The 13,830-nt window shown below is 67.8% G+C and carries 13 protein-coding genes; 7 read left to right on the plus strand and 6 right to left on the minus strand.

The genetic code is table 11. The annotated features are described in order from the left end of the window. Nucleotides 1-109 precede the first annotated feature (109 nt). A complete protein-coding gene (locus HCU64_RS12810) occupies nucleotides 110-2,080 on the plus strand; it encodes a flagellar motor protein MotB (RefSeq protein WP_233384346.1) in 1,971 nt (656 codons plus the stop codon). Further along, nucleotides 2,077-2,361, plus strand: coding sequence for a hypothetical protein (locus tag HCU64_RS12815; protein ID WP_233384347.1), 285 nt, complete (start codon nucleotides 2,077-2,079; stop codon nucleotides 2,359-2,361). Before HCU64_RS12810 ends, HCU64_RS12815 begins: the two co-directional genes overlap by 4 nt. On the opposite strand, the gene HCU64_RS12820 is transcribed toward HCU64_RS12815, so the two are convergent. Beyond that, on the minus strand, nucleotides 2,339-2,827 hold the full coding sequence (locus HCU64_RS12820; protein WP_233384348.1) for a hypothetical protein: 489 nt from the start codon (nucleotides 2,825-2,827) through the stop codon (nucleotides 2,339-2,341). The genes HCU64_RS12815 and HCU64_RS12820 overlap by 23 nt on opposite strands. Before the next feature lie 52 nt (nucleotides 2,828-2,879). Here HCU64_RS12820 and HCU64_RS12825 point away from each other — a divergent pair, with 52 nt between their 5' ends. Continuing rightward, on the plus strand, nucleotides 2,880-3,377 hold the full coding sequence (locus HCU64_RS12825; protein ID WP_233384349.1) for a DUF2721 domain-containing protein: 498 nt from the start codon (nucleotides 2,880-2,882) through the stop codon (nucleotides 3,375-3,377). A gap of 32 nt (nucleotides 3,378-3,409) precedes the next feature. After that, complete coding sequence (locus HCU64_RS12830) at nucleotides 3,410-4,672, plus strand: Zn-dependent hydrolase (RefSeq protein ID WP_233384350.1); 1,263 nt, start codon at nucleotides 3,410-3,412, stop codon at nucleotides 4,670-4,672. A gap of 18 nt (nucleotides 4,673-4,690) precedes the next feature. Here HCU64_RS12830 and HCU64_RS12835 read toward each other — a convergent pair whose 3' ends face one another. Further along, nucleotides 4,691-7,033, minus strand: a complete 2,343-nt coding sequence (locus HCU64_RS12835) for a lytic transglycosylase domain-containing protein (RefSeq protein WP_233384351.1) — start codon at nucleotides 7,031-7,033, stop codon at nucleotides 4,691-4,693. A gap of 184 nt (nucleotides 7,034-7,217) precedes the next feature. Between HCU64_RS12835 and dapA the strand changes: the two genes are divergently transcribed. The 3 genes from dapA (at nucleotide 7,218) to HCU64_RS12850 (ending at nucleotide 9,281) form a co-directional block, all read left to right on the plus strand. Further along, nucleotides 7,218-8,114 (plus strand): 4-hydroxy-tetrahydrodipicolinate synthase, encoded by an 897-nt coding sequence (dapA, locus tag HCU64_RS12840; RefSeq protein ID WP_233384352.1) that lies wholly within the window; start codon nucleotides 7,218-7,220, stop codon nucleotides 8,112-8,114. A 79-nt stretch (nucleotides 8,115-8,193) separates the two neighbouring features. After that, nucleotides 8,194-8,667 (plus strand): SsrA-binding protein SmpB, encoded by a 474-nt coding sequence (gene smpB / locus HCU64_RS12845; protein WP_233384353.1) that lies wholly within the window; start codon nucleotides 8,194-8,196, stop codon nucleotides 8,665-8,667. A gap of 44 nt (nucleotides 8,668-8,711) precedes the next feature. Beyond that, on the plus strand, nucleotides 8,712-9,281 hold the full coding sequence (locus HCU64_RS12850; RefSeq protein WP_233384354.1) for a peroxiredoxin: 570 nt from the start codon (nucleotides 8,712-8,714) through the stop codon (nucleotides 9,279-9,281). A gap of 4 nt (nucleotides 9,282-9,285) precedes the next feature. Here HCU64_RS12850 and HCU64_RS12855 read toward each other — a convergent pair whose 3' ends face one another. The 4 genes from HCU64_RS12855 to rpoZ all read right to left on the minus strand — a co-directional run bounded on the left by HCU64_RS12855 (nucleotide 9,286) and on the right by rpoZ (nucleotide 13,804). Continuing rightward, nucleotides 9,286-9,954, minus strand: a complete 669-nt coding sequence (locus HCU64_RS12855; RefSeq protein ID WP_233384355.1) for a LabA-like NYN domain-containing protein — start codon at nucleotides 9,952-9,954, stop codon at nucleotides 9,286-9,288. Nucleotides 9,955-10,299: 345 nt separating this feature from the next. Further along, the gene (pyrE, locus tag HCU64_RS12860; RefSeq protein ID WP_233384356.1) at nucleotides 10,300-10,890 is read right to left on the minus strand and encodes an orotate phosphoribosyltransferase; all 591 of its coding nucleotides are present in this window, start codon (nucleotides 10,888-10,890) and stop codon (nucleotides 10,300-10,302) included. Nucleotides 10,891-10,965: 75 nt separating this feature from the next. Continuing rightward, on the minus strand, nucleotides 10,966-13,215 hold the full coding sequence (locus HCU64_RS12865; RefSeq protein ID WP_233384357.1) for a RelA/SpoT family protein: 2,250 nt from the start codon (nucleotides 13,213-13,215) through the stop codon (nucleotides 10,966-10,968). A 175-nt stretch (nucleotides 13,216-13,390) separates the two neighbouring features. After that, on the minus strand, nucleotides 13,391-13,804 hold the full coding sequence (gene rpoZ, locus HCU64_RS12870) for a DNA-directed RNA polymerase subunit omega (protein ID WP_233384358.1): 414 nt from the start codon (nucleotides 13,802-13,804) through the stop codon (nucleotides 13,391-13,393). Nucleotides 13,805-13,830: the final 26 nt, after the last annotated feature.

Consider the following 13,830-nt stretch of genomic DNA (forward strand, 5'->3'; position numbering starts at 1 on the left):
TTTTGTGCCCGGATGCCGCACAGCCTTCATCTCGACGTGAAAGGGGAGCACGGCTCGCGCCATTACCCCGCTTTGCCGGCCCGGCCGCGATCGAGGGTTCCCAAGGCCCGTGACCTCCGCACCCCCTCCATCCCTCTTGCGACACCGCATCGGCTGGCTCGCCGGGCTGCCGGTCCTCGCCCTGCTCTGGGCCGGTGCGACGGTGGTGACGTCACCCGTCATCGACGACGCGCTGCGTGAGGAAAGTGCCGCCATCGTACGCGCGGCGATCGGGGACGAGCCGGAACCCTGGCTGCGCGTCGAGGTGCAGGGTCGGGACCTGCTGGCGCTCGGCGAAACCGCGGATGCCGCTTCGCGGGACGCGGCGCTCACCCGGCTCAGGGCGATCCCGGCGCTGAGGCGGCTCGACGACCGCACCGGTCTGATCGAAACGATCTCGCCCTTCGACTGGACGGCGACACGCACCGCGCCGGACCGGATCGAGACCGGCGGTCACCGCCCGGTCGAGATCGGCGCGGCTGCGCTGGCCTCGCGCCTCGCTTCCGCCTTGCCGCCCGATGCGACCCTTCGCGACCGGGCGAGGGCGGCACGCGGCGGTCCGGAGGGATTCGCCGAAGCCGCTACCTATCTCGTCGGCGCCCTCCGCGGATTCGCGCCCGGTGCCGTCGCGGCGGTCAGCGGCACCACGCTGTCGATACGGGGTGAGGCCATCGACCCGGCAGCCTACGAGGCCGCTCTCTCCGCGGGGCCGCCGCAGGGCTTCACGCTCGATACGACCGGGATCGTGCCGCCGCGGGTCGACGACTTCCGCTTCGTCGTCGAACGCAGGCCGGACGGAGCCATCACGCTCGGCGGCAACGTCGTCTCGGAGGCGGCGCGGACCGAAGCGGTCGCGATGGCCACATCGCTCGGGGCGGGGGACGCGCCCGATACCGGAACACGCGCCAAGGTCGGCGACACCCTGCTGCCCGCCCGCGGGCTCGATCCGGCGATCGACCCTACCGAACTCACCAAGGCGGCGATTCGGCTCGCAGGCTTGATTCGCCAGGGCTCGGTCCGATTCGAGCGGGGCCGCCTCTCGATCTCCGGCGTCGCGCTCGACGAGGAAGCGGCCGGCGAAGCCGAGACGGCGATGCGCGACGGGCGCCCGGCCGGCGTCGCCGCCGGATCGGTCGACCTCCAGTTCAGGCCGATCTCGCCCTACCCGTTCCGCATCCGGCGCGAGGCGGGGCGTGTGACCCTCTCGGGCTACCTGCCCGACCGCGCGGCCCGCGAGCGCCTGAACGCCGCCCTGCGCCTGCGCTTCCTGCGCGAGACGATCGTCGACCGCTCGCGAATCTCGTCGGGTGCCCCGGCCCAGTTCGTCACCGCGCTCACCGGCTCCCTCGGACCGCTCTCGACGCTCGCGAGCGGTGAGCTGGAATTCACCGATGCCTCGATCCGGCTGACCGGCGAGAGTCTCTACGCGCAGAGCGCGCGCCGCGTCGGAGACGACCTGCAGCGGGCGCTGCCGCCCGGCTGGCAGAGTACGGCCACGGTGTCCTCACGCGACGCCGAGCCCGCCTACGATGCCGCGACCTGCGCTCGGTTGTTCTCGGAGCGCGTGGCCGGCCATACCCTACGATTTGCACCCGGCAGCAGCGAGCTGAAGCCGGATTTCTACCCCGTGCTCGATGCCGTCGCCGAGATCGCCAAGGCCTGCCGGACGGAGCATGTCGAGGTGCTTGGTCATCTCGATCCCGCGGGTACCCCGCCGCCGAAGCCCGTGACGCTGCCTGAAGCAGCTGCAGAAAAAACCAAGAAAGACAAGGTGAAAGCGGACAAATCTAAAGCGTCGGATAAAGCGAAGCCGGCTGGTGCTGGCAAGGCGGCCGACAAGACGACGACCGCGGCTTCCTCAACCGAGCCGGCTCACCCCGCCAAGGATCCGGAACCCGCGCCGGACCTCGCCGCCGCACGGGCGGCGGCGATCGTCGACTATCTCCTGAAAGCGGGCGTCCCGCCCGATCGGGCGATGGCGACGCAGGGCGGTGCGCCGCTCAGCGACCGCCAGGGCATCGGCTTGGCGCTGCGCTCATGACCCTCCTTGCCTCAACCCTGTGGCCCGGCCTCGCCGGCGCGCTGCTGCTCGGCATCTGCATCGGCGCCCTGATGGGCCTGCCGCGCGGCCGTGCGAGCCTGATCTCCGCCGCCTCCCTCGTGGCGCTCCTCGCCATCCTCGGCGGTCTCGCCGTCTCGCAAACGGTGCCCGGGCAGGCGGGCCTCTGGGTCGACACCGCTCTGCTGATGCTCGCGACCTATCTCGCCGGATGCCTCGCCGGCGGCGCCGGACACCGACTCACACGTCCCGCCAGGCCTTGAGCACGTCAACGCCCCCCCCCATCGGCGCCGGCCAGAGCTGCAGGAGGTAGCGGTCGTCGCCCTCGAGCCCCGATTCGTCGAGGGTATCGAGCCCGGCGAAGCTCGCCCGCGCCGCGATCGGACCCGGCCTCACGGCGAGGCGCGGCGCCGTGGCCACGTCGTCGGTCAGCCCAGCCAGGACGAGGCGCCCCGTCGGGCAGGCGATGCCGGCTTCGGCGACGTGCTGGAACGCGTCGAGCTCCGGCTCGGGCCGTCTCGCATGCCACTCGACGCAGACGGGCACGGTCATGTTGCGCGCTGTATGGAGGATCAGCCCGTGCGGTCCCGCCATCAGGCGCCGCGCGATCGATTCGTCCGTGTAATCGTCGGGCAGTTCCGGGTGATCCTCGTCGTGCAGGTAGATCTGGAAGTAATCGGCAAAGAGATCGCCCTGGAACATCACCTGGAACATGATCCGCCCGCTCACGCGTCGTGCAACGTCGAACCGCATCATAGGGCCTGTTTGAGCGCGCCCCGCCATGGCCTATCTGCGAGCCATGCCCGCCTCCGTCTTCGCGCCCGACGACATCGCCCACATCATCCAGGTGGCCCTCGCCCCGGCCTTCCTGCTGACGGCGCTGGCGACCTTGCTCAACGTGTTCTCGACGCGTCTCGGTCGCGTCGCGGATAAGGTCGACGCCGCCGCAATCGGCCTGCGCAGCGCCGGCCCGGAGGAGGCGCGCCGGCTCAGTGCGCAGCTCACCTTCCTGCGCCGGCGCTCCTTCGTGCTGGACGTCGCCGTGCTGCTCGCCTGCGCCGGCGGCATCATGACCGTGATCGCAGTGCTGACCCTGTTCGTCGGCGTCCTGCGCGAAGCCACCACCACATCGGTCCTCTTTGCCTGCTTCGGCATCGCCCTGGTCTGCACCGTGGGCGCCATCGCCGCCTTCATCGGCGAGATCGTGCTCGCCGGGCACGGGATTCGCGACGAGGTCGACCGCCAGCAGGATCACGCCGAGGCAAAACAGACGCAGTGATCCCAACCAGCCCGACAGCACAGACGAGCGGCATGACCAGCAATCTCAGGATCGACGGATCGCGGCTCTGGGCCACCATCCACGAGACCGCGCAATTCGGCCCTGGACAGGCGGGCGGCGTGAACCGCCTCACGCTCTCACCCGCCGACGGTCAGGTGCGCGACTGGTTCCGCCGGGCCTGCGAGGCCGCTGGCCTCACCGTCTCGACGGACGATCTCGGAACGCAATACGCCCTGAGGCCCGGCCGCGACGCGAGCGCGAAGCCGATCGCCTTCGGGTCGCATCTCGACACCCAGCCGACGGGTGGCCGGTTCGATGGCATCCTCGGGGTGCTCGCCGGCCTCGAAGTGATGCGCACCCTCGACGAGGCCGGCATCGAGACCGAGGCGCCGCTGCTTCTGATCAACTGGACCAACGAGGAGGGCTCGCGTTTCGCCCCGGCCATGATGGCGTCCGCCGTCTTTGCCGGCGACTACACGAGCGATGAAATCCTAGCGCGTAGCGATGCGGCCGGCATCACGGTCGCCGAGGCGCTGCAGGCCATTGGCAGCGTCGGCGAGGAGCGGGTCGGCGACCGCGAGTTCGGCGCCTTCGTCGAACTGCATATCGAGCAGGGGCCGATCCTGGAGGCTGAAGAGACGGCGATCGGCGTGGTCGAGGGCGGGCAGGGGATCTCCTGGTTCGACGGATCGATCACCGGCTTCGAGAGCCATGCCGGCACGACGCCGATGATGCGCCGGCGCGATGCGCTGCTCGGCTTCTCGGAATTCTGCCTGGCGGCGGAGCGGATCGCCTTGGCCCACGGCCCGAGCGCCGTCGCGACGATCGGCGAGGCGACGATCGCGGCGCCCTCGCGCAATGTCGTACCGGGCGGCATGGCCTTCACCCTCGACCTGCGCGATCCGCGCTCGCAAACGCTCGACGCCATCGAGGCCGAGTTGCGCGCGAGCGTCGACGAGATCGCGCAAAGGCGAAATTTGACGAGCGACTTCAAGCGCATCTGGCGCAAGGAACCGATCCCGTTCGACCCCGCCATCGTCGGAGCGGTGGCGAATGCGACAGAGGCTCTCGGCCTGACCTCGCGCCGGATGATCTCGGGCGCGGGACACGACGCCTGCAACGTCGCGATGAAGGTGCCCACCGCGATGATCTTCGTGCCCTGCCGCGACGGCATCAGCCACAACGAATCGGAATGGGCCACCGAGGACCACTGCACCGCCGGAGCCAACGTGCTGCTGCAGACGGTGATGACGCTCGCGAACTGGGCTCCTGACGAGACGGCCGCGTCGGCCTGACGAGTCCGGCCGCCTGGCTTACCGAGCGACGGGAACCGCCTCGGCACTCGCCCCTGGCCGCGCCCCTCTAGCGAGGTCCTGCTCGATCAGCAGCGTGCTGCGGCCGTCGCCCTTGGCGGCGAGGCGGTTGCGATAGACCTGCAGGTTTTCCATCACCCGCTGCACGTAGTTGCGCGTCTCGGTGAAGGGGATGCGCTCGACCCAATCGATCGGGTCGATGCCGGGTTTGCGCGGATCGCCGTAGGCGTCGATCCACTTCTTCACGTTGCCACCGCCGGCATTGTAGGAGGCGAAGGCGAGGATGTAGGAGCCGCGCCAATCCTCCATCAGCTCGCCAAGATGTGCCTGGCCGAGCCGCGCACAATAGGCAGGATCGCTGGTGAGCCGTCCCGTCTCGAAGTTTGTGCTGACGCGCTTGGCCGTGCGCTGTGCCGTCTGCGGCATCATTTGCATCAGGCCGCGTGCCCCGACGCCGGACTGAGCCTGCGGGTCGAACTGGCTCTCCTGCCGCGCGATCGCGAACACCATGGCCCGCTCTACCTGCGGCACCGCGACGAAGGCCTCGTAATCGGGGATGCCGATCGTGGGGTAGGCGTGCACGTCCAGCCCCAGGCCACGCTGTGTGGCGAGCTTGCCCAAAGCCACCAGCGCGCGGGCATCCTTCATTTGCGTGGCGACGTCACCAAGCGCGTTCAGTTCGCCTTCGTTGGTTAGCGACTTCGCCGCATCGATGTAGAGCGGCAGCGCCAGATCCTTCATCGAGGCGGCTGCGAGCAGCTTCAGGGCGCGGACGAACAGGCGATCGTCGAAGGCCTTGCGTGCATCGCCGTCGAGATCGGCGGCGCGGCGCAGGTCGAGGTTCGACTGGCCGAGTCGGGCGCGGGCGAGCTGGCCGTAATAGGCGATCGGCTGCGCGGCGGCGCGCTCGTAGAAGGTCTTGGCCTCGCCCGCCTCGCCGAGTTGATCGGCGGCACGACCCTCCCAATAGGCGGTGCGAGCAATCGAGATCGGCGTCTCGGCGATCTGAGCGGCCTTGGCGAAATGCGCCTGTGCGGTCTTCGCATCGCCTGCGAAGCGCAGGGCAATCCAGCCTGCATGGAACTCAGCCTCGATGCGCTTTTCGACCGTGCGCGCAGAGTGGCCGCTCGCGATCGCCAGGGCGGTCTTCGCATCGCCCTTATCGATCAACTTGCGGGCGACGATGCGCCGCTCGACCCACCATTCGTCGCCGTCGACGAGCACGTCCGGGTTGGTCGGAGCCGCCGCGAGGATCTTGGCCGCCTCCTCGAATTTGTCCGCACGGCGATAGTATTGCGCCCTCGAGAGCATGAAGGAGGAATCGTTGCGCAGGGACGGCGGCACGGCATTGAGCGCCTGGGGGGCACCCGCCCCCTTGGCCTCGACCACGCGACGCGCCCTGACCAGGCTGGCATAGGAGCCGCCGGCATAGCCGGCCGCGCGGCCGGCCATCTCCCAGTCCTCCTTGAGAAGGGCGCGCTCCATGCGCGTGCGGTGGTCGATCGTGGTGAGGATGCCGGGCATGGCCTCCATCACCTTGCTCTCGAAGCTCCGCCCGAAACTGTCGTTGCGCCAGAGGTCGCGCACGAGATCGGCAGCGTCGGAATCGAGCCCATCGGCCTTGAAGGCCAGCGCGAGGGCGAGCTTGCCCGGTGCTGTCTCGGGCTTGGAGGAGGCGAAATAGGCGCGGACCTGCGCCGAATCTTTCTTCTCGACGAGCAACCGCTCCTCGGCGCGGCGACGCACCAGCGGGCCCGCTGGCCAGCCAGGGTTGTCGCGCAGGAAGGCGGTGATGCGCCGGAGATCGACGCCGGTTCCGGCGCGAATCGCCACCCATTCGCAGAGTGCGCGGGCGGCCGGGTCCTTGAAGCCGTCACGCAGGCGGTCACCGTCCGCGAACTTGCCCTTGCGATAGAGGTCGATCGCCTGGCGGAGCTGACCGAGATCGGTATCGCCGGCTAACATCGCGCGGGCCGGGTCCGGCACCTCGGGCACCGGCGCGGCCGGGGAAGCGGAGGCGTCGGGCAGCGGGAAGGCGAGGGGCGTATCGGTATCGGTTGAGGCGTAGGCGGTGGCGCCGGTCGGCAGCGGCGCGTCGCTGGCGCCCTCTCCCTTGGAGGCCTCGCTCTTCGATGGCTCGACCCGCAACGCGTCGGCAGCGACCGGATCGGAGGGTGCTGCATCCTTCAAGCGATCGGAGGAGGCATCCGCGTCGCTCGACGGCATCCCTGTCTTGGCAACCGGATCGACAGCCTCGGCTGCATGAAGCGGCGCGGCAAAGGCCACCCCGCCGCTGAGGACGAGCGCGAGAAGCGCAAGGCGAGGTCGATCAGAGACCGCCATGGTTCACCCCGAGTCGGGAGGCCAAACGTTAAGCTGGCCTCTCCTGCGTTAAGAAGGCATTAACTGCTTCTGCGAAGGGTTTGCGCGGCCGTGGCCGAGCGCCTATGTCTGCCGGCCCCGTTTGCGGATATCGCCGTGCGGCGGCGAAAGAGCGGCACTTCACGAGACGGCTGGGACCAGCACGATGACCGACACCCGTTCGCGCCTGAGAGGCTCGATGACCGCGTTGGTGACGCCGTTCCGCGACGGCGCCTTCGACGAGGCCGCCTTCCGAAAGTTCGTCGACTGGCAGATCGAGCAGGGCACGCACGTCCTGGTGCCCACCGGCACCACCGGCGAGAGCCCGACCCTGAGCCATGACGAGCACGACCGGGTGGTCGAGGTCTGCATCAAGCAGGCCGCGGGCCGGGTGCCCGTGATCGCGGGCGCCGGCTCCAACTCGACGATCGAGGCCGTGGAGCGGGCCCGTCATGCGGAAGCCGCCGGCGCGGATGCGGTGCTCACCGTCACGCCCTACTACAACAAGCCGACCCAGGAGGGCATGTACGCCCACTTCAAGGCGGTGAACGACGCCGTCGGCATTCCGATCATCATCTACAACATTCCCGGCCGCTCCATCGTCGACATGAGCGTCGACACGATGGCGCGTCTGTTCGAGCTGAAGAACATCGCCGGCGTGAAGGATGCCACCGCCAAGATCGACCGTGTCAGCCTCCAACGCCACGCTATGGGAGAAGAGTTCATCCAACTTTCGGGCGAAGATGCGACGGCCCTCGCCTTCAACGCGCATGGCGGAAAGGGCTGCATCTCGGTGGCCTCGAACGTCGCCCCGCGCCTCAGCGCCGACCTTCAGGAGGCGACGCTGGCCGGCGACTACGCCAAGGCGCTGAGCATCCAGGATCGCCTGACCCCGCTCCACGGAGCCCTGTTCTACGAATCGAACCCGGTGCCGACGAAGTACGCTCTGGCGAAGCTCGGCCTGATGTCGGACGAGGTCCGCCTGCCGATGGTGCCGGCGACCGAGGCTGCCAAGAAGGCCGTCGATGCCGCGCTCCGCTATGCAGGCCTGATCGACGGCTGAGGTCTCAGGCTCGCCGGATCGGCCTTTTGACACCATATCCGGTAGCTTGGCTCAGACCTAGGATCGCACCGCTCACACCATGGCTCCCAAGTCCGATCCCAACCGCAAGGTCGTCGCGGATAATCGCTCGGCGCGCTACCACTACGCGATCGAGGACGTGATCGAGGCCGGCATCGCGCTCTCTGGCACCGAGGTGAAATCCTTGCGCAACGGCAAGGCGACGATCGGCGAGTCCTATGCCGGCCCGTCGGGCAACGACCTGATGCTGTTCAACGCCAACATCCCGGAATATCTCGAAGCCAACCGCTTCAACCACCAGCCCAAGCGCCCGCGCCGGCTGCTGCTGCACCGCCGCCAGATCGACAAGCTGATCGGCGCCACGCAGCGCCAGGGCATGACCGTGATCCCGCTCAAGATCTATTTCAACGAGCAGGGTCGGGCGAAGGTCGAGCTCGGCCTCGGCAAGGGCAAGCAGAACCACGACAAGCGCGAGGCGACCAAGCAGCGCGACTGGCAACGGGACAAGGCGCGGCTCATGCGCGACAAGGGCTGAGCCGGCCCACCGTCGTTCGTGGAGTCCCCTAGGGAGAAAGCAGAGTGGCCACCCCCAATTTCGCTGATCTGCCCGCCGACCTGCCGGTGCCAGTCGATGACGGCGCCGCCGACCATCTGACCGGCCTGCGCCTGCCGGACGTCGCCCTGACCGCGACGGATGGAAAAACCGTCTCGCTTGCCCGGTTGCCGGGCCGCACGGTCGTCTTCGCCTATCCCCGCACAGGTGAGCCGGGGCAGCCGAACCTCGTCGAGGAGTGGGACGCGATACCCGGCGCGCGAGGCTGCACGCCGCAGGCCTGCGAATTCCGCGATCGGCATGCCGATCTGATCAAGCGCGGCGTCGCTCACGTGCATGGCCTGTCGACGCAGTCGAACGACTACCAGAAGGAGGCTGCCGAGCGGCTGCACCTTCCCTATACGCTGCTTTCCGACCTGCACCGCGCCTTCGCGCTGGCGGCGCGGCTGCCGACTTTCGACGCCAACGGCACCGTGCTGTTGAAGCGCCTGACCCTCGTCGTCGACGCGGGTGTGGTGACCAAGGTGTTCTACCCGGTCTTTCCGCCGAACCGCAGCGCCGAGCAGGTCATCGCCTGGCTCGACGCCCAGGTGTGAGCCGTCAGGCCTCGGCCGGATCCTCGTCGCCCGGTTGCCGGATGCCGTAGCGGCTTTCCAGGCCGGGGTTCGGGGCTCCGCCGCGCGGGCTGCCGCGTTCGGCGAACTCGCGACGGCCGTTATCCCCTGCCGGACGGGGGGGACGCTCGCCGGGATCGCGCCCGACACGGTTGATGAGCTGGGTTAGGTCGAGGAACTCGTCCGCCTGCCGGCGCAGGTCGTCGGCGATCATTGCCGGCTGTGTCTGGATGGTCGAGACCACCGTGACGCGCACGCCGCGGCGCTGCATGGCCTCGACGAGCGAGCGGAAATCTCCGTCACCCGAGAACAGCACCATGTGATCGATGTGCGGAGCGAGTTCGAGCGCGTCGATCGCGAGCTCGATGTCCATGTTGCCCTTGACCTTGCGACGTCCGGCAGAGTCGGTGAACTCCTTGGCCGGCTTCGTGACGACCCGGTAGCCGTTGTAGTCGAGCCAATCGATCAGCGGGCGGATGGAGGAATACTCCTGATCCTCGACCATCGCGGTGTAGTAGAAGGCTCGGAGAAGATTGTCGCGCGCCTGAAATTCTTTCAGCAGCCGCTTGTAGTCGATGTCGAAGCCGAGGGCCTTGGTCGTGGCGTAGAGATTGGCGCCGTCAATGAAGAGGGCGCTGCGTTGCTGTGCTGGCATTCAAAATATCCGCTGATGTCAAAGCAATTGGATTGGTCATGGCTCGCCTCGCGAGAGACGGGCAACGAATGCATTCGAGCGACTACGAAAACCGTCCGCAAACAAGGATGATACGGCGGACCTGACACCTAAAAGCTATCAGAATGCTGCGATGAGACTATTCAAAATGAAAATCATCTTTCTCGAGCAGAAAGAGAGACGCAATCGACGGCAATATTTATGAAGAAAAGCGCCCGCTCTGTCAAGCGAAGACAAGCTTATCGCCCAGACGACAAGCCGATCCTCTCGCTTCGGTGCATGAAGGCTTACCCAACAACTTCAAGTTCTTGGGGGAGTTCAGCCCGTTCAAGTCGTCGGGATTGCCCGGCTACCGGGCTTCACCGCGGGCAAGGCCGCGAGTTCAGGCGGCAATGCATCCGCTGGATAGGTCGGGATATCGAGAGCGGCGAGCGTGACCATCGGCAGGCCGATCTCGCCGCGTCCGCCCGAGCGGTCGATCAGGCAGGCTGCGCCCACAACCTCACCGGCCTCTTCTGCGAGCGAGGCGAGGCATTCGCGAGCCGACAGGCCGGTCGTGACGATGTCCTCGACGATGACGGCGCGCTTGCCGGCGGGGATGCTGAAACCGCGACGGAGCTGGAACGGGCCGCCTGGATCGCGCTCGACGAAGATTGCGCGGGCGCCGAGATGGCGGGCCGTCTCGTAGCCGGGCACGATGCCGCCGATTGCCGGCGAGACCACGATGTCGATCTGGCCGAACTGGGCCGTGATCACCTGTGCCAGGGCGCGGCACAGCCGCTCGGTGCGCGGCGGGTCCGAGAAGATGTTCATCTTCTGCAGGAAGGTCGGCGAATGCAGGCCCGAACTGAGCACGAAGTGCCCCTGAAGGAGCGCGCCGGCGGAGCGGAACTCTTCGAGGACATCCTCATGGGTCATGCGTGCACGGCTTTCGGGCAGGGGAGCAACCGGCTCGCTTCTCGCAAGGTGGGGCGAGCGAGGCAAGGCCGCCGCCTACCCGTTGATGCGCTCGGCCCGGCTCACCGGGCGCTTGGCCCGCAGCTCTGCGACGATGGCATTGAGGTGTTTCAGGTCCCAGACCGCGAGATCGATGACGATGTCGGTGAAGTCCTGGGTGCGGCGCGTCATCCTGACGTTGTCGATGTTGCCATCGTGGTCGGCGATGACCTGTGCGATCTGGGCCAGCACGCCGGGCTCGTTGATCGATTCGACCGCGAGACGGGCGGGAAAGCGCTCGCTCGAGCCGGCTTCCACGTCCCAGCGCACATCGAGCCAGCGCTCCGGCTCATTGTCGAAATCCGCGAGCGCAGCCGACTGGATCGGATAGATGGTGACGCCGACACCGGGCGTGAGAATGCCGACGATGCGGTCGCCCGGCACCGCGCCGCCATTCGGCGCGAAGCTCACCGGCAGGTCGCCAGCGACGCCGCGGATCGGGATGCCGCCATTCGCGTCAGCGCCGATGGCATCCGCTGCGCCGTCAGCGAAGGTCAGGCGGATCGTCTGGTCCTTTCGGCTGAGCCGGCCGGCGCCGTCGGCGCTCCCCGGCGCGGGAGCGGGCAAGCCCGGAGACCCGGTACTGCGGCTGTCCTTGAAGTCAGGATAGACCGCCTTGACCACATCGCCCGAGAACATCTCTCCGCGTCCCACCGCGGCGAAGACGTCGTCGGCGGAGGCGCGGGCGAGTCGGGGCAGGGCGCCCCGCAGCTTCTCCTCCGTGAAGCTCTTGCCCGCGCGCTCGAAGGCCCGGTCGAGGATCTGGCGGCCGAGCCCGGCATATTGCCGGCGCACCGCGGCGCGGGTGGCCCGGCGGATGGCGGCGCGCGCCTTTCCGGTGACGACCAGCGATTCCCAGGCGGCCGGCGGCGAGGCGCCGTCGGAGCGGGCGATCTCGACCTCGTCGCCGTTGGAGAGTTCGTGCAGCAACGGCATCATGCGGCCATTGATCTTGGCGCCGACCGCGCTGTTGCCGACGTCCGTATGGACCGCGTAGGCGAAATCGATCGGCGTGGCCCCACGGGGCAGGGCGATCAGACGGCCCTTGGGCGTGAAGCAGAAGACCTGGTCCTGGAAGAGCTCGAGCTTGGTGTGCTCGAGGAATTCCTCAGGAGAATCGCCCTCGGCCAGCAATTCGATGGTGCGGCGCAGCCACTGATAGGCGCCGCTCTCGGTGGCGAGCCGCGGGCGGCCCTCGCCCTCGTCGTCCTCGCCGGAATCCTTGTACTGAGCGTGCGCGGCGATGCCGTATTCGGCAATCTCGTCCATGGCGCGGGTGCGGATCTGCAGCTCGACGCGCTGGCGCTTGGGACCGATCACCGTGGTGTGGATCGAGCGGTAGTCGTTCTGCTTCGGTGTCGAGATATAGTCCTTGTAGCGGCCGGGCACGGTCGGCCAGCTGGTATGGACGACGCCCAGCGCGCCATAGCATTCGGGTGTGGTGGCAACGACGATGCGGAAGCCGACAATGTCGGAGAGCTGCTCGAAGGCGACCGACTTGCGCTCCATCTTCGACCAGATCGAGTAAGGCTTCTTCAGCCGCCCCTTCACCTCGGCCGGGATGCCCTGGGCTGCGAGCCGCGCGGTGAGGTCCTTTTCGATGGTCTTGATCAGGCTCTTGGATGTCTCGGAAAAGGCCTCCAGACGCTTGGTGATGGTGGCGTAGACTTCTGGCTTGAGGTTCTGGAGCGAGAGATCCTCCAGCTCGTCGCGCATTTCCTGCATGCCCATGCGGCCGGCGAGGGGAGCATAGATGTCGAGTGTCTCCTCCGCGATGCGGGCGCGCTTTTCGGCAGGCATGAAGCCGAGGGTGCGCATGTTGTGGAGCCGGTCGGCGAGCTTCACCAGCAGCACGCGCACATCTTCGGCAACCGCGAGCAGGAGCTTGCGGAAATTCTCTCCCTGAACCGCGCGCTTGGAAACCAGATCCAGCCGCTTGAGCTTGGTCAGGCCGTCGACAAGCGCACCGATCTCAGGGCTGAACAGCCGGCCGATCTCCTCCAGCGTCGCAGCGGTATCCTCCACCGTATCGTGCAGAACCGCGGCGATGATGGTCGCGTCGTCGAGCCTGAGATCAGTGAGGATCGCGGCCACTTCCAGGGGATGCGCGAAAAAGGGGTCGCCCGAGGCCCGCTTCTGGGTGCCGTGGGCGCGCATCGCGTAGACGTAGGCGCGGTTGAGCAGAGCCTCATTCGCGTGCGGATTGTAGCGCTTGACCCGCTCCACGAGTTCGTACTGGCGCATCATCCGCCGAAACAACCTTCCGCCATCGAGGCCCGATCATCGGGAGGGGAGTATTCTCGCATCGCGCCGCAGAGCGCCAGACGCATCGACGCAGATATGGGGTCGCGCCTGGCTCGGAACGAGAAAGCCCGGCCTCGCGGCCGGGCTTTCCGAATGACTCGAGAGAAAGGCCTGGGCCTCAATCGCCCTCGTCGTCCGTCTCGGTCGGCGGGGCGAGGTTCTCGAGGCCGCGGAGCAGGTCTTCCTCGCTCATGCGGTCGAAGCTGACTTCGCTGTCGTCGCTCGCGCTGGACTGCGGCGCGACTGAAGCAGCGGCCGGCGAGCTCGACAGCAGCGGCACGGTCTCGGCCTCCGGCTCGTCGACTTCGACGTATTTCTGCAGCGAATGGATCAGCTGCTCCTTGAGATCATCGGCCGTGATGGTCTCGTCGCCGATCTCGCGCAGAGCCACGACCGGATTTTTGTCGCGGTCCCGGTCAACGGTGAGCGGGGCGCCCGACGCGAGCAGGCGGGCGCGGTGGCTGGCGAGCAGCACCAGCTCGAACCGGTTCTCGACCTTCTCGATGCAGTCTTCGACGGTGACGCGAGCCATGCGGAGCGGCTCCTTCCCAAACGCGT

It is taken from the genome of Methylobacterium sp. C25, from assembly GCF_021352225.1.
Lineage (GTDB): Bacteria > Pseudomonadota > Alphaproteobacteria > Rhizobiales > Beijerinckiaceae > Methylobacterium.